General features: G+C 59.8%; 19 protein-coding genes. 8 read left to right on the top strand and 11 right to left on the bottom strand.

The window, feature by feature from the left end; genetic code table 11:
- Positions 1 to 96 precede the first annotated feature (96 nt).
- The 10 genes from J5278_RS22835 to J5278_RS22880 all read right to left on the bottom strand — a co-directional run bounded on the left by J5278_RS22835 (position 97) and on the right by J5278_RS22880 (position 11,691).
- The gene (locus tag J5278_RS22835; RefSeq protein WP_219258428.1) at positions 97 to 1,671 is read right to left on the bottom strand and encodes an amidohydrolase family protein; all 1,575 of its coding nucleotides are present in this window, start codon (positions 1,669 to 1,671) and stop codon (positions 97 to 99) included.
- Positions 1,668 to 2,717 (bottom strand): questin oxidase family protein, encoded by a 1,050-nt coding sequence (locus tag J5278_RS22840; RefSeq protein WP_219258430.1) that lies wholly within the window; start codon positions 2,715 to 2,717, stop codon positions 1,668 to 1,670. Before J5278_RS22840 ends, J5278_RS22835 begins: the two co-directional genes overlap by 4 nt.
- Positions 2,718 to 2,733: 16 nt before the next feature.
- On the bottom strand, positions 2,734 to 4,392 hold the full coding sequence (locus J5278_RS22845; protein WP_219258432.1) for a CocE/NonD family hydrolase: 1,659 nt from the start codon (positions 4,390 to 4,392) through the stop codon (positions 2,734 to 2,736).
- A gap of 2 nt (positions 4,393 to 4,394) precedes the next feature.
- Positions 4,395 to 5,213: a creatininase family protein gene (locus J5278_RS22850; protein ID WP_219258434.1), complete on the bottom strand. Its 819-nt coding sequence runs from the start codon at positions 5,211 to 5,213 to the stop codon at positions 4,395 to 4,397.
- Positions 5,210 to 6,724, bottom strand: a complete 1,515-nt coding sequence (locus J5278_RS22855) for an NAD(P)-binding domain-containing protein (protein ID WP_219258436.1) — start codon at positions 6,722 to 6,724, stop codon at positions 5,210 to 5,212. Before J5278_RS22855 ends, J5278_RS22850 begins: the two co-directional genes overlap by 4 nt.
- Positions 6,721 to 7,518 (bottom strand): ABC transporter permease, encoded by a 798-nt coding sequence (locus tag J5278_RS22860; RefSeq protein WP_142832213.1) that lies wholly within the window; start codon positions 7,516 to 7,518, stop codon positions 6,721 to 6,723. Before J5278_RS22860 ends, J5278_RS22855 begins: the two co-directional genes overlap by 4 nt.
- The gene (locus tag J5278_RS22865; protein WP_219258437.1) at positions 7,515 to 8,393 is read right to left on the bottom strand and encodes an ABC transporter permease; all 879 of its coding nucleotides are present in this window, start codon (positions 8,391 to 8,393) and stop codon (positions 7,515 to 7,517) included. The genes J5278_RS22860 and J5278_RS22865 overlap by 4 nt, the downstream gene beginning before the upstream one ends.
- Entirely contained in the window at positions 8,393 to 9,475 is a 1,083-nt protein-coding gene (locus J5278_RS22870; protein ID WP_219258439.1) for an ABC transporter ATP-binding protein, read from the bottom strand. The genes J5278_RS22865 and J5278_RS22870 overlap by 1 nt, the downstream gene beginning before the upstream one ends.
- Before the next feature lie 2 nt (positions 9,476 to 9,477).
- Positions 9,478 to 10,560 (bottom strand): PotD/PotF family extracellular solute-binding protein, encoded by a 1,083-nt coding sequence (locus tag J5278_RS22875; protein WP_257623413.1) that lies wholly within the window; start codon positions 10,558 to 10,560, stop codon positions 9,478 to 9,480.
- A gap of 138 nt (positions 10,561 to 10,698) precedes the next feature.
- On the bottom strand, positions 10,699 to 11,691 hold the full coding sequence (locus J5278_RS22880) for a LysR family transcriptional regulator (protein WP_224129450.1): 993 nt from the start codon (positions 11,689 to 11,691) through the stop codon (positions 10,699 to 10,701).
- A gap of 336 nt (positions 11,692 to 12,027) precedes the next feature.
- On the opposite strand from J5278_RS22880, the gene J5278_RS22885 reads away from it, so the two are divergent.
- From J5278_RS22885 to J5278_RS22920, 8 genes are all read left to right on the top strand, one after another.
- Positions 12,028 to 13,671: an ABC transporter ATP-binding protein gene (locus J5278_RS22885; RefSeq protein WP_257623414.1), complete on the top strand. Its 1,644-nt coding sequence runs from the start codon at positions 12,028 to 12,030 to the stop codon at positions 13,669 to 13,671.
- A 288-nt stretch (positions 13,672 to 13,959) separates the two neighbouring features.
- Positions 13,960 to 14,445: a MarR family winged helix-turn-helix transcriptional regulator gene (locus tag J5278_RS22890; protein ID WP_142832293.1), complete on the top strand. Its 486-nt coding sequence runs from the start codon at positions 13,960 to 13,962 to the stop codon at positions 14,443 to 14,445.
- Positions 14,446 to 14,469: 24 nt separating this feature from the next.
- On the top strand, positions 14,470 to 15,168 hold the full coding sequence (locus tag J5278_RS22895; protein WP_219258441.1) for an SDR family NAD(P)-dependent oxidoreductase: 699 nt from the start codon (positions 14,470 to 14,472) through the stop codon (positions 15,166 to 15,168).
- A 1-nt stretch (position 15,169) separates the two neighbouring features.
- Positions 15,170 to 16,501, top strand: coding sequence for an FAD-binding oxidoreductase (locus J5278_RS22900; RefSeq protein WP_219258443.1), 1,332 nt, complete (start codon positions 15,170 to 15,172; stop codon positions 16,499 to 16,501).
- 87 nt (positions 16,502 to 16,588) lie between these two features.
- Positions 16,589 to 18,265 (top strand): peptide ABC transporter substrate-binding protein, encoded by a 1,677-nt coding sequence (locus J5278_RS22905; protein ID WP_209186288.1) that lies wholly within the window; start codon positions 16,589 to 16,591, stop codon positions 18,263 to 18,265.
- A 96-nt stretch (positions 18,266 to 18,361) separates the two neighbouring features.
- Entirely contained in the window at positions 18,362 to 19,312 is a 951-nt protein-coding gene (locus J5278_RS22910; protein WP_219258445.1) for an ABC transporter permease, read from the top strand.
- Between the two features lie 10 nt (positions 19,313 to 19,322).
- The gene (locus tag J5278_RS22915) at positions 19,323 to 20,207 is read left to right on the top strand and encodes an ABC transporter permease (protein ID WP_219258447.1); all 885 of its coding nucleotides are present in this window, start codon (positions 19,323 to 19,325) and stop codon (positions 20,205 to 20,207) included.
- A gap of 10 nt (positions 20,208 to 20,217) precedes the next feature.
- Positions 20,218 to 21,540, top strand: coding sequence for an FAD-binding oxidoreductase (locus J5278_RS22920; protein ID WP_219258449.1), 1,323 nt, complete (start codon positions 20,218 to 20,220; stop codon positions 21,538 to 21,540).
- 39 nt (positions 21,541 to 21,579) lie between these two features.
- Here J5278_RS22920 and J5278_RS22925 read toward each other — a convergent pair whose 3' ends face one another.
- Positions 21,580 to 22,578 (bottom strand): ABC transporter permease, encoded by a 999-nt coding sequence (locus J5278_RS22925; RefSeq protein WP_142832300.1) that lies wholly within the window; start codon positions 22,576 to 22,578, stop codon positions 21,580 to 21,582.
- Between the last annotated feature and the right edge of the window lies 1 nt (position 22,579).

A 22,579-nucleotide genomic window follows, 5' to 3' on the forward strand; every position in this document is an offset into this window, starting at 1 on the left:
GAGGGGACACGCGAAGCATTTTGAATTTACGCTATTGTTATTTTCTCTTTTCCCGGACGGCGTCGCCTGAAAGTGCCGTGCAACCCCTATCCGCCCTTAATCCATCCCGTCCGCCATCGCATTGTATCGATAGGGGCGATATCCTGGCGTCGGTGTGAACTGACGGTGGTGCGCCTCGAGATGCGGCATGAGGGCGTTTATCGCCTCCCAGGCTTGGCCCTCGCTTGGCGTTTCCGGACGCTGCAGCCGCTCGCCGATCTCGGCGAGAACCGCGTCGCGATCGATGGTTGTGACCTTTCCCTCGTCGACCACCAGACGACCGCCGACGAAGACCTGGCTGATCGCGTGGCGTCCACCCCGGTGCAGGACGCTTTCGACGACGGGAGTGCGCGCGCTCACATGCGGCCGGCCGATCTTTCGCCTGTCCATCAGGACGATATCGGCCTGTAGTCCGGGTTCGAGCCTGCCGGTAAAGCCACCGAAACCGACAGTTTTCGCGCCATGTTCGGTGGCCATCTGCAGCACCGCGCCGGCATCCGGCCGTTCGTTCCAAAACCCGGTTTCGCGATGCAGCGCCCAGACCAGCTTCATTTCGAGCGTCATGTCGCGGTCGTCGGCAATGTTGGACTGGTCGATGCCAAGCGCCACCGGAATGCCGCGACGGCGCATTTCGTTGACTGGGGCGATGCCACTCCCGAGCCTGAGGCCCGAGGAGGCGTTATGGCACAGGCTGCAGCCGCATGCTGCTACGATGTCCATATCCTCGCGGCTCATCCAGTTGCCGTGCCCGAGCGTCACATTTGGCCCGAGGCATTCGAGCGCTTTCAGATGCTGGACGGCGCTGTGGCCGAATTTGTCGTGCGCGAAATGCGACTGCCGTTCGGTTTCGAGAAGATGCATGTGAACCTGGGCGTCGGCTTGCCGCGCCGTCTCGAAGATCGCCTGCAGGCATGCGTCCGAGCACCAGTGCAGGTTGGCCGGGGCAAGATTGATGCGCACATGATCCGGGCGGTCCGCAAGCCAGGCTTGCCGCAGCTCGCGGTAGAAGCCGAGAAGCTCCGGGACCGGTATGTTCGATGCCGCAAGCCTCGGCGCGATCCAGCTGCGAACGGTATCCGGAAGGGCGGCCAGCACCTTGGCGTCGTCATCGTAAGTCAGAATATTGCGGTCACGGATCATGAAGGAAAAGCCGGCCCGCATGCCGATCTCGCCATAGGCGTTGAGCGTGGCATTCGCAGCAGCCATCCAGTTGTCCGGCGTACCAGACAGTCCGCTGTTGATGTGCTGGACCGTCGTCGTGCCGCTCTCCAGCATCTCGATGGCGGAATAGAGCGTATCCAGCCGCGTATCGACCTGGCGCATGGCCCGAAACTGCGGCAGCCATAATTCCAGCGGCGCGAAGGGCACGCCCTGCATCAGCGGCGTGACGCCGAAATGATGATGGCTGTTGACCAGCCCCGGCATGGCAATCATCTCGGCAGATCCGAAACGGGGCAGATGGTCGTTGCCGTATGTGACGGCTTCCATCGCCCCGATCTGCGCGATCATCCCGCGATCCACCCGGATGCCGACGTCATGGCGCATCGACATGCTGCCATCCGGCATAAGCCCCGACAACACTGTCCCGGCCTCAATGATGCAATCGCCTGTGATGGATGCGTCCGGGCTCATTTGGTATAGTCTCCGATAAGCCCGAGTCGACGGGCGACAACAACGCGATAGAGCGGATCCCCGTAGACCTTCATTTCTTCGCTGGCCGAAAAAGCAAGACTGATATCGTGTTCGTCGTAACTGCGCGCGGCGATCGCATGCAGTTCGGGCCAATCCGGCACTTCGATATGACGCCAGCGATCAAGCTGGCTCGCCTCCGGAATTTCCGGAAAACCAAGCTCACCCATAAGCGCGGCGATCCCTTGCCAGAACACCCGCAACATCCGGTGGAACGTGGCCTCGTCGCAATGAGGCTCGAGGAGACGGATCCAGTGCAACCCGGTGATGATGTGAAGTGCCGCAAAATGCTGGGTTGCCGCAAAGACGGAAAGCGCCGTGGCCGCCATTTTTTGCAGTGTGCCAGGCCCGATATCAAGCCAGTCCACCACGGGTGCAAATTCGGGAACGCTGCTGGCATCGCGCATATTTTGCCACAGCAGGTCGTGAAGCTGCATCCCGTGCAATGGCGTGAGACCCGCTGTCAGAACGAGAACTTCGGCCGGATCAGACGTGATCGGGTGAGTTCCCCTGGCCGCCGGAAGTGGCAGATAGGTTGCCGCCCAGTAGGCAAGCGCAATTGCTATATCGGTGTTGTCCGCGCGAAGCACCCCGTAAGCCGTTCGCATCAGTGCATGAAAGGCGCTGGCTGCGATGCCGTTGGCAAGATCCGGTAGATAGAGCTGCAAAGCCTCATGAATGCCCAGGCGCGCCAGTTCGCCGGTAAAGAAAATTCGCAGATCCGGTTCCCGTTCGCGTATCCCGATCGCAGTCTTCCAGCTGTCGCGGTTGAGTGGCTTCAGAGGCAACGCGAATGGCAGCAGTTGCTTTGTATCTCTGTAGTGGTTGAAGAAGCGCCGAAGCTGAGACGGCGTGCCGCCTATCCGGTCCAGTGCGACGAGTACCATGGGAGCATGATTGGCGAAGGTGCGTGAGAACTCCGAGCCCCATGCCGGCATGTCGCCCATGACAGCCTCCAGTCCTTCGGATAGGTTTTCTGTTGCAGTCATTGATCAAACTTCTCTTTTACGATGCTGTACCGCCGGCAGTGGCCTGCGACAGCATCGGCAAGCGCAAGACGGAGGGGTAGCCGTCGCCGGAGCGGAGCATGAGGGTCGTGACAAGCCGATCCGTGACGCTCGCGTCCTGGGGGCGTGCGCCGGTGCCCGGATTGACGGGGAAGGCGGGGAAAGAGGCTGACTGGATCGACAGGCGCAGGCAATATCCCGCCGGGATCGTCAGATACGTCGGCCGTAACCTCAGCAGAACGGCCAGTCCATCTTTATTCGCCGTTATTGTCTTATGTGTCGACGTCAAGCAAATTACGGCTCCATCCGGGGCCACTGTGCTCAACGTGCAATCGAGGTCGAAACTCGGCCTGTCGGCAGTGACGAAAAGATCGACTTCCGCCACTGCACTCAGCAGAACCGGGAGGGCGAAAGGTTTCGAGGTATAGACGAGCACATCGGCCCTATCGTCGACGTCCGACCTGTCGGCAAAATCGGCAGGCGTTCCGAGATGAAGGCCCACGCTCGGTGCTGGCCGCCATGGATCGTGCACGAGGTGGTCAATTCTCGAAGGCCCTGGCGTTTCAACAAGCGATCCATCCGTGCTCGTTGCCGCTGCACGACCGTCAGATGCGAGATGAAGCACAAGTGTCTGCGCGTCCGGAAGCCGCTCGAAGCCGGCCCAGGCCTTGTCGAAGACGTCATAAAGCTTGATCTTCGGTTCGATATTCTCGCGGCCTTTGAGCACTTCGTCGAAGAAGCCGACGATCTGGCGGTCTATGCCGTCTGCAGCCTCCGCCCCGGCATCGAGGGCGCCGACCCGTCGGCCCCAGGGAATGTGCGACCAGGGTCCAACACACAGTCTCTGCAGACTGCCGCCAACGGAAAACTCCTCGAAGGCTGCGAATGTGCCTTCGAGCATAATGTCGTTCCATCCACCGACATGCAGCACAGGCACATCCAGCGTCATACCTTCAAGAAGCGATTTTGGCGACCTTGAACCCCAATAGGAGGGATCGTCGGTCAGCCAGTCCTGGTAATGCGTGTAGCGTGCTGCCTGCTGCAAAGCCTCAGGCTTTCCCGAGAGAACACCGGAATGCAGGGATGGCTTTGCGGCATGTAACATATGAGCGGTGGCAAGATCGCCGGCCCGCCTGGCGTTTTCGACGGCCATCTGGCACGCCCACATCTGGTTGGACTGAAGCCGAAACCCATCGCCTTCGAATGCCCAGTGATTGCGGACATCGAAAGCCGCCATGGCGATGGCCATGGCATCGGGCAATTTTCCGCCGGTCTTCTTGGCGCCGGCAAGGGCTAGGAACTGGTTCATGCCGTGGTAGCTGAAGCCGTAGCTCGCCACCATGCCGTTGCAACCGTCGAGATCGGCCGCCAGCGACAGCGTCTGCGCGCCGTCGGCAACATCGTCTTCGAGTACCCTGAATACACCCTCGGAATCACCCCGGCCACGAACATCCTGCACCAGCACGATGTAGCCTTGCGCCGCATACCATGCGGGATGGGCAAGGACGACAGTCGAGGCAACTTTACGCCCATAGGGAAGGCGCATGACCAGAACAGGATAGCGTTCGGGGCCCACAGGACGATAAACGTCGGCCGCCAGGTAAAGACCGTCCGCCATAGGCATCCGAAGATTTTCGATGTCGCGAAGTGCCAGCATGGTTATCTCCCGGCCGAAAAGCGGGTTTCGGAGGTAAGCCTCTCCATGTCAAAATCGCCCGTTGCCGCAATCAGGCGCACCAACCCCGCGGCCGCACGGTCAAGCACGAGAGCGCCCTTGGTGGCGTCGGCATTGGCGGCATTCCCGCTGACACCTGCCGGGTGAAGGTCCTGCGCCTGCCAGCCAAAGCCGACCGCGCCTTCAGCAGTCAACGGGCTGCCGGACTTTTCGATTTCCACGGTCAAGGGTACGAAATCCTCTGCCTTGTCCATGGCCACCAGCTCTGGCGCGATGGCTAGCATCATACTGGTCTCGATATCGCCGCCGTGAATGCCGTGCGTGATTTCCGCGGCCGAAAACAGGTCATCGACCTCTACGATCCTGAACCAGGAGCAAGCGACCGCAAGCATATCGAGCTCTACACGGATATCCCGGCAGGTCATTTCCATGAGGGAAATCTGGCCGCCATGCGAATTGAACAGGATGATTTTGCGCGCACCGGCGCGTTTTACGCTTCTGGCCACATCGAGCCAGACGAGGCGAAGTGTCTGGGCCGATACGGTAAGCGTACCGGGATATGCCAAATGCTCGTCGGACTTGCCGATGCCGATCGACGGCAGGATCAGGACGTCTGCGTTCGTGTCGAGCAACCGCACCATGCGGTCCAGGATGGCAGCGTTTATGGCCGCATCCACCTGCACGGGAAGATGCGGCCCATGTTGCTCGACAGCTGCGATCGGCAGGATAACGACAGTCTCGCTCAAATCGCGGGCTGCAAAGTCGGCGGTCGAATGATCCGCCCAATAAAAGGATTGGGTCACGTGCCACTCCACAAATCGGATCTGCCGGTTTCAAGCAAGCTAGCCGCTTGCCGATTGGCCTCGGCTACCACTGTTTCGAAGTCATCCGGTACAGGGAGGTCCGCCGAGACGTAGGAGACCAGCTCCGGCAATATCTCCTTTTCGCGATCGAGAAGCAGCCGGCGCAGAACGCCGCGCACCAGCCTTGGCACCGCATGCTTGTGCCCACTGATGGAGGTGGAGTGAGGGCCGTGACTGACAAAGCTGCTGCTGTTGAACGCGAACACCCGGCTGACCCATGTCTCATCTGGATCCCTCGGGATGAATCCGTAGAAGCCGTCGAGGTAGGGGAAACGCGCAAGTCGGGCATCGGCGCTGCCGTCTTGCGGGGTATAGCGGTCGCCCCAGAGAGCAACCCGGTCGTGAAGGGTTTTAAGTTCGGGCCTCGCGGCGAGATCGACATCCATGCCCGTGGCAAGAAGCAGGTGATCGAACTCCAGGATATCGTCGGGGGTCGTTACATGGATTGCATCGGCCTGCTGAGAGACGTCCAGCCAGGGCGTGGCGGGACGCAGCCGGAAATTGTCGAGGCTCATCGCCGTCTCGAAACTACGCACCGGCGGCGGTTGATCGGCACTGCGAAAGAACCTGGCTATATTCCAGCGCGTGGTTTCGGAGAGATCGGGGTAATGCGTCATCATTCCGGGCGTCTCGACCGCGCGGTGGGGATTGGTGCGGGGCAGTCGCGCACGCCGGAAGCAGAGATCGACGGAGGCAGCACCAGCTTCCAGTGCCTTGATGGCATTATCGAATGCAGAGGCCCCATGGCCAAGCACGCCGACGCGCCGGCCCTTCAATGCTCCGAAATCGACCGGACCGTTGGTGTGATCGAACCTGTCTGGCGCAAGCGAGCCAGAGACGATTGCCGGCACCCTCCATGCGCCGGCGCCATCGTATCCGGTGGCCAGCACGACAGTTCTCGCCAGGCACTTTTCAACCTTGCCGTTAATGCTGGTGGTTACCGCGATGAGGTCGCCGTCCGGCGCAACATCCAGAACCGTGCAATGATTGGTGATGGCGATCTCGAATACGTCGGCATACCAGTCGAGATAGGCCTTCCAGTCCGTGCGCGGAATGCGCGGCAAATCCGCCCAAGCTTTCTGCCCGTAGCGTGTTTCGAACCAGCGGCGTACGGACAGGTTGACGACGTTGAACTCGTTGCCGACCTGAGTTTTCGGCGTGCGCAACTCTTCCATGCGCGCAAACGTCAGCCACGGACCCTCTGCGCCCGGTGCACTGCTATCCAGCACGCGGATACGCCTGAGCCCGTCCCATTTCAGGGCGGCCGCTATCGTGACGCCGGACTGGCCACCACCGACAACGATCACATCGGCAATCTCTGCGGCGTCGGGCCTTGGTAGATCGCTGAGCCACGGCGCGCTCGGATAGCCAAGTGCTTCAAGATCGGCAAGCGCTGCCTGCTTCAAGTCGTCAAGGGCCGTCCCTGGGATATCGACGGGGGAAATCATCATAGCTGGTCTCGCAAATGAGCCATGCGGCCACGCAAGCGGCGGCGGCGATTGAGTTCGGTCAGCGCCACGATCAGAGCCGTCAGCACGAGTACCGCAACTTGCATGGCATTGAGGTCGGGCTTGAGTTCGCGCCGGAACTCCGATGCGACGATCAGCGACAGGGGCTGCGTTCGTCCGGCAAGGAACATGGAGATGGTAAGATCGGCCAGGGAGAGGATGACGCCGATGGAATAGGCCGCACTCAGCGCGACACTCAGCTGCGGCAGCAGCACACGCCGGAAACTTTGCCACGGCGTTGCGCCGAGATCTCGCGCTGCTTCCTCAAGACGCGGGTCGAGACGAACCATCACAGCGGCAAGTATGGTGGTGGTGAAGGGAACGACGACCAGAGTCTCAGCCAGGATCAGCGCAGTCGCACCGCGACCCAGCCCCACCCAGCTCATGAGCATGGCCTGCGCGATCGAAAGGACCGTCTTCGGCACCAGAAAGGGCACGAGAACCAGGATAGCAAATGCTGCCCGAAACTTCATGCGTGGCGACGTCAGGGCCAGTGCGGCCATGAGGCCAAGGAGAGCACCCAGTAAGCCCACAGGCTGAGCGATCAAGAAGCTGGTGGCAAAGCCGCCCCGAAAGGCGTCATTCCCCAAAAGACTGCCGTACCAGGAGAGGGTGAAGCCGCTCAAGGGGAAAGCCATGGTGCTTGCGGCGTTGAAAGAGAATATTCCGAGAACGACGATCGGAAGATAGAAGAAGCATCCGGCGAGCGCGAGCGTGAGAATGACCATACGGTTCATCTTGCACCCCATCGAAACACTGCCTTGGCGCCACTAACCCGCAGAAGGATTGTTAAGAAACCGCTGGCAAGCACGAAAAGAACGATGAGAAGGCTGAGCGATAGCGCCGATGCCAGCGGCCAGTCGAAGGCGGTTCCGAACAAATTGTCGATCATGGCCATCGGAGTAGCGCCAGACGTTCCCCCGAGAAGACTTGGCGTCATCATGTCACCTGCGGCAAGTGCAAAGACGGTAAACACGCCGACAGCCAGTCCGGGCGTCGTCAGGGGAAGGATAACCTTGAAAAACGCGTCCAGAGGGCGGGCACCCAGATCCCTTGCCGCTTCTATCAGGCGATGGTCGATCAGTTCAGCCGAAATCCAGATTGCCAGCACCATGAAGGGCAGGTTGTTGTAGAGCAGCACAAGATGCGTGGTGAACGGTGTAAACAACAGGAACTTCAACGGTTCACGGATGATGCCGAACCATTGCAGGGCTGCATTGATCAGGCCTTCCGAGCCAAGAACAACCCGCCAGGCATAAATGCGGACAATTTCACCGGTATAAAGCGGCGTCAGAAGAACGATGCTACCGATCCCTTTCCAGAGAACCGGGAGGCGCGTCATCGAAATAGCGATCGGGTAGCCGACAATGGCGGCCAGCACGGCGGTGCCTGCGCCTGAGACAACAGCCTTGCCGATCAGAAACGCAAAGACCGGGTTGCTAAACATCTGCGCCCAGCTTTTCCCGGAAAAGGCCGGAACGAGCGTGAAAGCATCGAGATCCACCTCGAAGACGCTGAACACCGCCAGCAAGGCGAGCGGCAAGATGCATCCAACGATCAAGAGACAGGCGACCGGCACGGCAAGCTGCGCCCGATGAAATACCGGATCCATCAGTCGATCCTCGTGATGAAGGCGCGCTCGCGATCGATGACGAGGGCGACATCGGCCCCCGGCATCATCGGGTGATCGGCCATGTATCGCACGACAACGCCGTTCACGACGGCTTCGACGAGGTATCGGTCACCCTTGAAGACCACGTGCTGGATGGTCGCGTTCAACCCGCCTGCGCCGACAAGGACGTGCTCCGGCCTGATTGCCAGCATTGCCTTTTCGCCCTGCGACAGGCCATCGAGTGCCGGACATTCGAAAACACCGATCGCCGTGCTGATCGCGGCCGATCCGGGAACTGAACCGTTCCCGACGATCTCGCCGGGAACAAGTGTCGCTGCACCGATGAAGTCAGCAACGAATGCGTTTGCTGGGCGGGTGTAGATCGTCAACGGTGGTGCCTTCTGGACGATGCGGCCCTTGTTCATCACGACGACGATATCGGAGAGCGCAAACGCCTCCTCCTGATCGTGGGTGACATAGACAAAGGCGATGCCGAGGCGCCGCTGCAGGTCTTTCAGCTCGATCTGGAGATGTCCGCGCATCTTCTTGTCCAGCGCCGACAGGGGTTCGTCGAGGAGAAGCAGGTGAGGTTCGGCAATGATGGCCCGCGCCACGGCGACCCGCTGCTGCTGGCCACCCGAAAGCTGGTGCGGATATCGGTCCGCAAATTCTGCCATGTGGACGGCGTCAAGAGCGCGTTTCACGCGGGCTGCCACATCGATATTGCTTCGACGCAGCGTCAGCGAGAAGGCCACGTTTCCGAATACCGTCAGATGCGGAAACAAGGCGTAACTCTGGAAGACCGTGTTGACCGGGCGCCGCTCCGGCGGCACGCCGGAAAGCGACCTGCCATCCAGCACGATGGAACCTGCATCCGGCTTCTCGAAACCTGCAATCATCCGCAGGATTGTCGTCTTGCCGCAACCGGAAGGGCCGAGGAAGGTGGTGAACGCCCTTTCCGGGATGTCGAGATCGATGCCATCGACCACCCGCTGCCTGCCGTAAGTCTTGGTCAGGCCGCGGGCCGAGAGCAACAACCCCGCTCCCGGCAGATCAGGCGCCCTGTCAGGCGTATTCACCATGATCAGCTTGCCTTGACTTCATTCCAGACCTTCAGCCACTCTGAGTAATTCTCAGGGGCAACCGGCCACATGAAGGACTTCATCACGTCCATGTCGTCTACGAAGATCGCTTCCTGCTGTTCCTTGGACAAGGTGTCACGAATGACGGAGGAGGTCGTGGCGTAATTGCCGATCTTGGCGATCTGCGTTGCGAATTCCGGACCGAGCAAATAATCGATGAACTTGTAGCCGATCTCCGTCTTTTCGGGAGACAGGGTCGCCGGCATGGCAAAGCAGTCGCACCATCCCATGATGCCAGCCTTGGGCTTTGCCATGCCCAACGGCAACTTGTCCTTCAGGGTATCGTAGGGAACACGCCATGAAAATGCGCAGGAAACCTCGCCCGTGGCGAACAGGTTGGTGAGATCTCCGATCGTCTGCCAGTAAGTCCGTAGTAGCGGCTTTTGGGCAATCAGCAGCTTCTTGGCTTCCGCAAGCTCCTTGGTCTCCATGAAAAACACCTTGTCGCGCGGGATGCCGGCAACCAGGCCCGCGATACCGATCGATTCCAGCGCATAGTCGCGCATGGCGAGCTGGCCCTTGTACTTTTCGTTGAAAAGCGTCGTGTAGTCGGGCTCGCTTTCGAACTTGTCCTTGCGGTAGACGATCGGGTTGAGACCCCAGAGGTAGGGGACTGCGAACTGCTTGCCGGAGGCATCGAGAACCTTGGGTGTGGTCTTGAAGACATCGTACATCTTGGCGGAGTTGGGGATCTTGCCCATGTCGATTTGTTCGAGCAGCCCCGCTTTGATATAGCGCCAGCTTCCGTTCAGCGATGGGTTAATCATATCCCAATCCGAGGCAGTGCCGGTTTTCAGCGCCGCAAACTGCGCGTCTTCGCTGGAGAGGTAGGACAACTTTACCTTGACGCCCGTCTGCGCTTCGAAGTCTGCGATGTATTCAGGGTGGCCGTTGGAATCCCAGGTTGCCCAGACCATCTCCGACACGGCAGCGCGCGCGCTGCTCAACGAGCCGAAAGTTCCTGCCGCCGCGCCAGCGGCGATACCTGCAAGCATTTCACGTCGGGTAATTCCTGAACCTGCCATCGTGCTCTCATCTCGTTGCGAGGAAACTGAGAGGAGTGTGGTCTGTTTGGTCAGGAATGCCTATAACCGATACACAATAGACTATATTGCGCTTTGCCAGTTTTGTGCGGCCGGACATTCTGAACGGAAGCGGTCCTTTCAATTGTAGAGCGATGCGTGAGGAAGAAGGGCTTTGGGTGACAAGGGGCCCGTCGGATCGCAGGCGCGAATGTCGGCTGCAACCGACTTGATCATCTGTCTCAGCCAGAGGTGATCGGGCGACTGATGCTTGCACTCGTGCCACAGCATATAGAACTGCATCTGCCCGAGGTCCCTTGGAGCCTCCCTGACGACCAACGGAAACGACTGGGCGATCTGCTCGGCAAAAATACGACCCGTGGTAAAGACAAGGTCGGATTGGGTCAGCACGTAAGGTGTGATCGCATATTCGGGAACCGAGACGGCTATATTGCGCTTCAGGCCGAGTTCTATCAGCCGGCCGTCGATCGGGCTGAGATGCGCACGTTTGTCCGATGTCGGCGACAGATGCTTCTCTTTCAGAAACTCGTCCATGGTGATCGGCTTGTGCTGGCTGGCAAGCCGGTGGCTTGGGCGGAAGACGCAGACGATGTCGGTCGTCAGCAACGGGGACATCCGCAGGTATTCCGGCGGGTGTGGCCAGTTGCCAATGACCGCGTCGATGGAGCCGTCTGCCAACTGGCTTATCAGATCCTCGTAGCTCGGCATATGAGATGCATCGACACCCACATTGGGCGCCTTTTGCGCAATTCTGCCGACGAGTTGAGGCAGAAACACTGCTCCAAGGCAATTATCGGCAATGATGCGGAAGTTCCGCGCTGCGGTTTTCGGGTCGAAGGTTGCATCTGGAGAAAGATGAGCGTCGATCTGGCCGAGAATGTCGCGCAACGTCTGCTTCAGCGCAAGGCCCCGTTCCGTCGGCACAAGTGTGCTGCCAGACCTCACCAGCAGCGGGTCGTCCAGCATTTCCCGCAGCCTTTTCAGCGTTAAACTGACCGTTGGCTGAGCCTGGCCCAGAATATCGGCCGTTCGAGAGACACTGCATTCCGTCAACAAGGTCAACAGCGTCCTCATCAGGCGCACATCCATCATACCGTTTGCCTGTCGCGTCATGACTAGCCTTCTTCCCATTTGGAATGTGACAGGCTGGTGAGAAGCATGTTTTATGCCAAGCTGTGTGCCGCAACCTGGCGAGACGTTCGCCGCATCGTCTTCGATATTGATGCTGCAGACCATTATCCGACGTAACGCCGATCCCACTGACCGGGTGAGACGATACGGTTCACTTCAGTTTTTAGAGTTAGAAATGCGGTCCGCTCATCCGATTGTCCCAGCCGTAGTATCATCAACAAGGGTGCTTCGGCATTCGCCCGCACGGAAACTCCCGATATTCGGCATCATTCTTGCATAACCCCAAGCCTTCGCGAAAATCGGAAAGGGCCCGCCATCATGCAGACTGAAACTATGCCACTGGAAGCTGGCGGAGATGTTGCTCTGTCCGTCCGGCAACTGACCGTCAGTCTTCCGAAGAACATGGAGCGCGCGCATGCGGTGAGTGACATTTCCTTCGATCTGAGATCGGGGGAAATTCTCTGCATCATCGGCGAGTCCGGGTCAGGAAAGTCGGTGACGGCCAATGCAATCATGGGGCTGTTGTCACCGGCCATCACCGTCACGCATGGCAGCATCTGGTTCAAGGGGCGGGACCTGATCCAGGCGGATGAAAAGACTTTGCGGGCGTTGCGCGGCCGCGCCGTCTCGATCATTTTTCAAGATCCGCTTTCGGCCCTCAATCCGCTGATGACGATCGGCGATCAGATCGCCGAGGTGATGGAAGCGCACAAGGTGGGGACGCCGGAAAGCCGTGCTGCCAAGGTTCTCGGTCTTCTCGATGAGGTCGGCCTTCCCGACCCAGGCCTGCTTCAGCATCAGTATCCGTTCCGTCTCTCCGGCGGACAACGCCAGCGGGTCATGATCGCCATGGCGCTCGCGCTTGATCCCGAAGTCCTGATCGCCGACGAGCCGACAACGGCGCTGGATGTCACGACCCAGGCGCAGATTCTCGAATTGATCCGCAAGATCCAGCGCCGGAAGAACATGAGCGTGATGTTCATCACCCATGATTTCGGCGTCGTGGCAGAGATTGCCGATCGGGTGATCGTCATGGAGAAAGGACATCTTGTGGAGCAGGGGCCTGCCGATGTCGTCTTGAACGCGCCCGAGCATCCCTACACGAAACGCCTCATTGCCGCCGTTCCGCGCATGACCGCGCAGGATCGGCAGGGAGCAGCGGATACGCCCGTCGTGCTTGAGGTATCTCATCTCAGCAAGACCTACCACACGTCCGGCGGGTTCTTTACCAAGGGTCGAACTGTGTGCGCCGTCAACGATGTCAGTTTTTCGATCCGCAAGGCGCGAACCCTCGGCATCGTCGGCGAATCCGGTTCCGGAAAGTCTTCGCTCGGCCGGGTTCTGCTGAAGCTTATGAATTCGGATAGCGGCCAGATCCTGTTCGACGGTCGCGATATCGCACCGATGTCGAACGACGCATTCCGATCGATCCGACCCTATATCCAGATGATCTTCCAGGATCCGTTTGCCTCCCTCAATCCGCGTCATACCATCGGCAGGGTCCTGACCGTCGGGCCCGTGGCGCATGGGATGTCCATCTCGGAGGCGAAGGCCAAGGCGCTTCGAACGTTGAAGCTGGTCGGGTTGGACGAGGGTGCCTATGACAGGTTTCCGCATGAATTTTCCGGCGGCCAGCGGCAGCGGATCGGCATCGCCAGGGCGCTGATGTTCGACCCTGTGCTGTTGGTGGCCGATGAAGCGGTGTCGGCCCTCGACGTGTCGATCCAGGCGCAGATTCTCGAGTTGCTGACGCGAATCCAGAAAGAGACAAAGGTGGCAATGATTTTCATCACCCATGACCTTAGGGTCGCGAGCCTGATCTGCGACGAGGTCGCCGTCATGTACCGGGGGGAAATCGTCGAGTATGGGCCACCCTCGCAGATTTTCCGCGCGCCGGGCCACGATTATACCCGCAAGCTTGTCGCGGCGATCCCCGGTGCCGAGTGGGAGCCGGCCGCCTGAGGCGCCCATAAACTGATCCCGTATAGCGTGGCCGCCCTGAACCCGTGTCAGGGCGGCTTTTTTGTCGTTTTGCCTCATATGAATATGCGTATCCGCCCAATAAACGGGCAATTCAGAACGGTGAATAAAATATCGGCGAACTCATCAGAATATAGTTGCAATTATCCACTATCTGGCAAATCATGACCTTGGAAGACTACTCCTATGTCTCTCGTTCCGAGATCGTAATAGCTATCCTTATCAGAAAGGATAGCTTGGTATCGCTTTGCTTTTTTGAGGCTTTCGACTGTGCCAGAACGAAGAAAGACGCCACCCGTTTCGCTTGAGGACATCGATCTTGATGTGCTGGAAGATACGCTGAGCTTCTACATCCGCACGGTCAATATTGCAGTCTCGCGCGATCTGGATGAGCGCCTTGAGGGATACGATGTCGCCAAGGGGACCGGAAAGATCACTACCTTGCTCATGGTCGACAGTCATCCGGGAATTCGCCCGTCTGTGATCGCCCAACTCATTCTCAAGGATCGTTCCGCCATGGGCCGCCTTGTCGAGCAGATGGAAAGCCAGGGGCTTCTGACCCGCGAGACGTCGGTAGACGACAACCGCGCACAGGAACTTTACATCACCGAGAGAGGCGCAGAGCTGGCTGTCGAGGTGCGCGCCATCGTTACCCGGCAATCCAGGGACTTCTTCGACTTCGTGCCGGAGGGCGACCGGCAGCTGTTGATGGACATTCTGCGCAGAACCTACCGGCGGATCGCCGGCCTGTCCTGATCGTTGTTTTCGAAGGATCATGCCATGATGGCAGAGCGTGTAGCGTTGATATCGGGTGCCAATCGTGGCATCGGCGCGGCAGTCGCGGTTTTTCTGCATGAGCAGGGATGGCGCCTGTCGCTTGGCATGCGCACGCCGGCGCTGCCTGCCTGGGCCGATCCACGGCGCGTTCATGTTCACACCTACGATGCATTTGAAGCAACTGCCGAGCAGACCTGGGTCGATGCGGCAGTCGACCGTTTCGGCCGCATCGATGCTATCGTCGCCAATGCCGGGATCATGGTTCCGAAATCGGTCATTGAGGCCGATGAGGTGGACATCGACGCGATGCTTGCTGTCAATGTCAAGGCGCCGCGCCGGCTTGCCCGGGCTGCATGGCCGGCTCTCAGCAAAAGTGGCCGGGGCAGGGTTATCATTCTCGGTTCGTTGTCCGGCAAGCGCGTGAAGTCGGCCGGCGCCGGTTCGTATTCGATCTCCAAGTTTGCAGCTGTTGCCCTTGCCCACGGCATCCGCCATGCGGGCTTTGATCTTGGTATACGCGCTACCGCCGTCTGCCCGGGTTTCGTTGCGACAGACATGGCGCTCGGTATCACCGACCGCGCCGCCGAAACGATGACCGACCCGCGCGATCTTGCCCGGATCATATCCATGCTGCTGGACTTGCCAAACGAAGCCAGCGTCGCCGAATTCAACATCAATTGCCAGCTCGAGGAATCCTACTGAAATGCCCGGACCCTATGTCGTTCCCGTTCACGGCGATGCCGACCTGCCTGCCGAAGTCGATATCGTCGTCATCGGTGGCGGCATCATCGGCACATCAACAGCGCTCGAACTTGCCGAGCGCGGCCTGCGCGTTGCCCTTTGTGAAAAAGGTGGGATCGGTCACGAGCAGTCGAGCCGCAACTGGGGCTGGGTGCGTATTTCCAGGCGAGATCCGCGCGAAGTGCCGCTAATGGCGGAAGCCCTGCGGCTGTGGAGCAATCTCGACCAGAGGATCGGTCGTGCGACCGGCTACAAACGCGCCGGCATCCTGTTCACCTGCGCCAGCGATCAGGAGTTTGCCGATCACGAGCGCTGGAACCGTAACCTCGAAGGCTACCAGCTGGATTCCAGGATGCTGAGTGCCGGCGAGTTCCGTGCGATGTTCCCAAATGCGGATATGGACATCAAGGGTGCGCTCTACACCTCCGCGGACGGACGTGCCGAACCGCAGGTCGCAGCCCCCGCAGTTGCCGAAGCCGCCCGCGACAAGGGAGCGACGATCCTGACGGAATGCGCAGTGCGCGGCATCGAAACGTCCGGCGGCCGGATCTCGGGCGTTGTGACCGAGCGTGGCCCGATCGCCTGTTCGGCAGTGGTGCTCGCCGGCGGGGCCTGGTCCAGCCTGTTTTCCGGAAATTTCGGCATCGACCTGCCGCAGTTGAAGGTGATGAACTCGGTCCTGCGGACAAAACCGCTGGAAGGTGGGCCGGAGCAGGCAATCTGGTCGCAGGGTTTCGCCGTGCGCAAGCGCCAGGATGGCGGCTATACGATTGCCTCCGGACATGAGAACGTCGTCGATATCGTGCCGAAATCCTTCCGCTATGCCCGCGACTTCATGCCTGCTTTTGGAAAAGAATGGCGCTCGCTGAAATTCCGGGTGGGCGGGCGCTTCCTCGACGAGGCGCGTATCCCCAATCGCTGGTCCATGGATGAGGCAAGCCCGTTCGAATACAATCGCGTACTCGACCCGAAGCCCGCCAACAAACTGTCCGACCTGGCGCTTGCCAACCTCAAAAAGGCATTTCCGGTATTCGAAAAGGCAGAGATTGCCCAGCGTTGGGCGGGTTATATCGATGTGACGCCGGACGCCGTGCCGGTGATTTCAGCTGTCGATCAAATCCCCGGCTTCCATATCGCGACCGGCTTTTCCGGCCATGGCTTCGGCATCGGTCCTGCCGCAGGCAAGTTGATGGCCGACATCGTTACCAGCAGAACGCCAGTGGTCGACCCCACGGCTTTCCGCCTTTCCCGCTTTTCCGACGGCTCGAAAATCGAGCTGATCAGCGGTTTCTAATTCTGCCCGGGCAAAGAAGGCAGATGACATGACGTGCCGAAAAACAAAGTGGAACAGTGACTGAGCAACATCAAAGGGGAAAAGCCGATGTCTGACGAAACCAAGCATGCAGTCTTCAATCCGACGCGCCGCCAGGCGCTCACCATGATGGCTTTGGCCGGTGCATCCGGCTTGATCATGCCCGGCCTTCTCGGCCGCGACCAGGCCCTTGCAGCGACGCCGCCGGCAAAGCCGACAGGCCAGATGATCGTCGGCTTCTCACAGGAGCCGACCGTCTTCAATCCGCATATGCTGCATATCGAAGTCGACGAAGGTATCCATTTCAGCCTGTTCGACCCGCTTTTTGCCATCGACCCCCAAGGCAAGTTCACTCCGGCGCTGGCCGTCGAGGTTCCCAGCGTTGAGAATGGCGGCATCTCTGCCGATGGTCTTTCCTGGAAGGTCAAGCTGCGCGACGACGTCAAGTGGCATGACGGGTCGCCTTTCACTGCCGAAGACGTCAAGTTCACATTGGAACTGATGGTCGATCCAACCTTCCTCAGCTGGCGCAAGACCGGCCATGAACTTGTGCGGGACCTGACTGTCGTGTCGCCGACCGAAATTACCTGGAAGATGGAAAAACCGTTCGCCCCCTATCCCTCGATCCTCGCCTCGACCTTCATAGTGCCCAAGCACATCCTCGGCGCAGAGAAGGACAAAAACAACGCTCCGTTCAACCATGCGCCCATCGGCACCGGTCCGTTCAAGTGGGTGGAGCGGGTCCCAGGCGATCACATCACCCTTGAAGCCAATACCGGTTATTTCGGTGACGGCCCCTACCTCGAGCGCATCATCTACAAATACATTCCTGACCTGACGGTTCTCTACACCCAGTTCAAGACCGGCGATATCGATGTCGCGGGCCTGCAGTGGATCACGCCGGACCACTATGAAGAAGCCAAGGCGCTGGATGGCAAGACTGTGCTCGTCGTGCCGGGCTCGACAGTCGAATCCGTGACCTTCAACATGGAGAGGCCGCAGTTCAAGGATCTTGCGGTTCGACAGGCGCTCTATCATGCGCTGGACAAGACGACGATCATCGACACGCTCTATTATGGCCTGCCGACACCAACGGAAAGCTATATGCCGCAGCAATCCTTCTATGCCAATCCGGATCTGCCCAAGCATGAATACGATCCCGAAAAGGCCAAGAAGCTCCTGGACGATGCAGGCTGGGTGCCCGGCAGCGACGGCATCCGCGCTAAGGGTGGCGTCAAGCTTTCCTTCTCGAATTCGACCACGGCCGGCAATCATATCCGCGAACAGGTGCAGCAGTTCATGCAGCAGTCCTTCAAGGATCTCGGCATCGAAATGACCATCTCGAACCTGCCGCCCGCCGTGATGTGGGGCGAATACTGGTCGAATTCGAAGTTCGACAGCGTCGTCGTCGGCCTCGACTTCCTAACAGGCGCCGATCCCGATACGTCTGACTATTTCAAGTCGACATCCATTGTTGCCAAGGGCGGCTCTGGCCAGAACACCTGGCAGTATGCCAATCCCGAGGTGGACAAGCTGCTGACCGAGGGCGGCCAGACCTTTGTGCCGGAAGAGCGCAAGAAGATCTACCTTAAGATCCAGGACATCATACGCGCCGATCTGCCGTTACTGCCCATCTTCCAGTACGCCACAGTGCGCGGCTACAAGAAGGGTGCCGAAGGCATCGCCTACAATGTCAACGTCCGCATCGACAGCTGGAACCCCGGGAGCTGGTACTGGGCATCCTAACGCCGATCCCTTACCCGCCCTTTCCTTTTGCGGGAGGGGCGGGAGAGGCATTCGACGTCCGGGACTATGCGTCCCGCAATCATCGGAGAGACCGCGATGCTGCACTATCTTCTGGGCCGTTTATGGCAGAGCCTGATCCTTCTGGTTCTGGTGTCGATGATCGGCTTCGCCGTCCTCAATCTTGCGCCTGGAGGGCCGTTGTCGCAATACGCGCTCACCCCCGGGATGACCAAGGAAACGCTCGACCGCATCTCCGAGCAGATGGGCCTGAACCGGCCGCTGCCGATCCAGTATCTCGATTGGCTCTGGCATCTTCTGCAGGGTGACTGGGGTCACTCCTATCGCGACAGCCAGCCGGTGCTCGGCATCATCACCGGGCATCTCTTTGCCACGCTGCTGCTGATGGGCTCATCGACCGTGTTGTCGATTGCCGTCGGGACCTGGGTCGGCATCAAGGGCGCGACCAAGCGCTATTCGATCTTCGATTATTCCGCCACCGTGGGTGCCATGGTCGCCCTGTCGATCCCGACGTTCTGGTTCGGACTTGTCGCGATCTATCTGTTTGCCCTCAAATTGCGGTGGCTGCCAGCGGGCAATATGTACACGATCGGCAACGGCTCGGTCAGTGACTATGCCATCCACCTGATCATGCCGACGGTGGTTCTGGCGCTCGTCAACGTCGCCGTCTGGAGCCGCTACATGCGCACCGCGACGCTTGACGTCATCAACCAGGACTTTGTTCGCACCGCAAAGGCCAAGGGGCTGTCGGAACGGCGGGTCCTGATGAAACACGTCATCGGCAATGCACTCCTGCCGATGATCACGCTAGCGGGGCTGCAGCTTCCGACCATTCTCGGCGGCGCGCTGGTGACCGAGACCGTTTTCACATGGCCTGGCATGGGGCGGCTGTTTCTGGATAGTCTCGGGTACAACGACTATCCGGTTGTCATGGGTCTCCTGATGTTTTCGGCGATCCTCGTGCTGTTCGGTAGTCTGATCGCCGATCTCCTCGTTGCCTTCGTCGATCCGCGCATCCGGCTGAGTTAGGAAAAAGATCATGTCAGCAATCGCTTCCATACCCGGCTCCGGCAAATCCCATTGGTGGCAAAGCCGCACCTTCCGTCGGTTCGCGCGCCACAGGCTTGCCATGATCGGCCTGATCATGATCACGCTGCTGACGCTTGCCTGCGTCATCGGTCCCTATCTGCTACCGTTCAACGAACTCTACATCGACCTTCGCGCCCGCTTTGCCCCACCGCTGACCGGATACCATATCTTCGGAACCGATCCACTTGGCCGCGATCTCGCTGCCCGCCTGTTCATGGCCGGACGCATTTCGCTGCTCGTCGGTTTTTTCGCCATGGTGCTCAGCACGATCTTCGGCACCGTCATCGGTGTCTGTGCCGGCTATTACGGCGGACGTATCGGTGCGGCGCTGATGCGGTTCGTCGATGCCTTCCTGTCGTTTCCCAGTATCTTCCTGCTTCTGGCGCTGGCGGCCTTCATCAAGCCCAGCCCGTTCATGATCACCGTTATCATTGCAGTCACAAGCTGGATGGAGATCGCCCGTATCGTCGAAGCCGAGGTGCGCTCGCTGCGCGAGCGAGATTTCGTGCTGGCTGCCCGCATGCTCGGCCTTTCCAACCGCTGGATCATGTTTCGCGAACTCCTGCCGAACGCCATCGGCCCGATCATCGTCGCCGCCACACTGACCGTCGCGCGCGCCATCCTGCTCGAAGCCTATGTCAGTTTCCTCGGTTACGGCATCCAGCCGCCGCTGCCGAGCTGGGGCAATATGCTGAACGGTGCGCAGCAATATCTCGACCGCGCCCCGTGGCTCGCGATCGTACCGGGCGTGGCGATCACACTGGCGGTAACAAGCTTCAACTTCATCGGAGACGGCCTGCGCGACGCACTTGACGCGCGCAGCGATGCAAACTGAAGGGCGCGATATGACCCGGTTTTCTCCGTTCAAGACGACCTTGTGGTACGAAACCGCAGCGCCTGCTGTCGAAACGAAAGAGCTGGAGGGCACGCTCAAAGCCGATGTCTGCATCGTTGGCGGGGGCTACACCGGGCTGACCACGGCGCTCGACCTTGCCAGCGACGGCATCAGCGTAGTGCTTCTGGAGAGGGAAGAGATCGGCTTTGGCGGTTCCGGGCGCAACGCCGGCCATTGCACGCCGACGTTCACTCATTACAGCCTGCCGGAGTTGCGCCGGATGCTCGGCGAGCCTTGGGCAGAACGGCTGATCGCCAGGCAGACTCGCGCCAACGACCGCGTATCCGCCATGATCGAGCGCTACCAGATCCAGTGCGAATGGCAGCAGCACGGCTATGTCATGGGTGCCGCCTATCCCGGCATGATGAAGACAATCGAAGAGAAGGTGCGCACTTACAACGCCGTCGGCGCGAAAACCCGGGCCCTGGACAGGCACGAGGTGGCGACGATTACCGGTAGCCCGCGCTTTCACGGCGGCTGGCTGCATGAGGAGGCTGGGCACCTCAACCCTCTCGGTTATTCCCGCGGCCTTGCCCGAGCGGTCATCCAGGAGGGCGGAATTATTCATACGCAATCGTCGGTGACCGGTTGCGAGCGCGACGGAACCGCCTGGGCGATCCGCACGCCCAAGGGAAAAGTCGTTGCAGACAAGGTGATCTTCGCCACCGGGGCCTATACGGTTGGCGGATGGCCGAAGCTCGACCGGACCTTCAGGATCCAGAAGGTCTTTGTCGCGGCAACGCAGCCGCTATCGGAAGACGAGCGCCGCTCGATCCTGCCACGTAATACCACCGTCCACGATGGTCGCGGCGATATCTATGTCTACAAGTACAATGCCGAGGGGCGGATCGTCGCGTCGATGTTTCCGATGGGGCGGCGCGGCCGAGACATGGAGTATACCCGCAGGGTGATGAGCGACAGGTTGAAATGGCTGCATCCGCAAATCAGGCAGGAGATCCGATGGGAGTATTTCTGGTTCGGCGAGCTCGACATGCAGTACCGCACCGTGCCGCGTCTTTACGATCTGGCACCGGGCGTCGTTGCGCTGACCGGCCTTTCGGGTCGTGGCGTGCCGACCGGCAGCATGCTGGGCGGCATCCTGTCTGACTGGGCAAAAGGCGTTCCGCAGTCAGATCTTTCGCTCAAGCTAGAACCTCTGACAGCGGCACCTCTTTACATGAAATACGGACCGCCGCTTACCCTGCGATATTACCGTGTTGCCGACTGGATCAAGACGAAACTCGCAGGCGCCGCCTTACCGCCGCATGCCTGATCTGGCTCAACATCGCGTGGTCAAACGCACAGCGTCACGTCAAGCGTGCGCTTTCCTGCTGGCGAAGCTTACGGCAAGAACGGCGAAGATGAGCGTTCCTGTTCCGACCTGCTGCCAGTAGAAATTCAGGTCGCTGAGCAGCAGGCCGTTGGCAACGATGGCGAGCAGGAGGACGCCGAGAACTGTGCCAGGGATGTTCGGGCGGCCGCGTGGACTGAAGGTAGTGCCGATGAAGGTTGCGCCGATGGCGTTGAGCAGGAACGCATTTCCGGACGAGGGGATGTAGACGCTGACGGTCGCGGTCAGGATCAGCCCGGCTGCAGCAGCAATTGTCCCGACCAGGATGAAGACGAGGGCGACATGGGCGCGGATCGACAGGCCGGAATAGCGCACTACGCTGGGCTGGATGCCGGATGCCAGCAGCACGCGTCCGAACCGGCTGCGGGAAAGTATAATGGCTGCAGCCACGATGATGAGGAATGCGACGAACAGCGGGGTCGGCACGCCGGCGATCGTGCCATGGCCGATAAAGCGGAAGGAAGCGGGCACGCCGTTCGGGGGAAGATAGACCGGGTTACCGCCATTCGTGAGCATCTGCTGGATGCTGCGGCCGATGAACAGCGTTCCCAGCGTCGCCAGAAACGGCGATATGCCGATGCCGGAAATGAGCAGCGCGTTGAATGCGCCGACCAGCCCGCCGGCGACAAGCCCAGCAAGTGCGGCAATCGCCACTGGCTGGCCCGCCAGCACCACCGAGACGAAGGCAAAACTTGCCATGTCGACCGCCGTGCCGACGGATAGATCGATGCCGCCTGAGGCGACTGCGAAGGTCATGGCCACGGAGACGATAGCGAGCAGCGTGAAATTGTTGACGAGTACGCTCTGCAGGTTGGCGAAGGTCAGAAAGGTCGACGTCGTTAGGCTGAAAATGGCAAAGACGACGATCAGAGCCAGCACCAGTCCGTAGCGACCAAGGTTATGCAGGGTGCGGTGGGCTGATGCAGCGTCTGTAACTGGCAAGGGTGCGGTTAGGGACATC

The organism is Rhizobium sp. B21/90, from assembly GCF_019355815.1.
Lineage (GTDB): Bacteria > Pseudomonadota > Alphaproteobacteria > Rhizobiales > Rhizobiaceae > Rhizobium > Rhizobium rhododendri.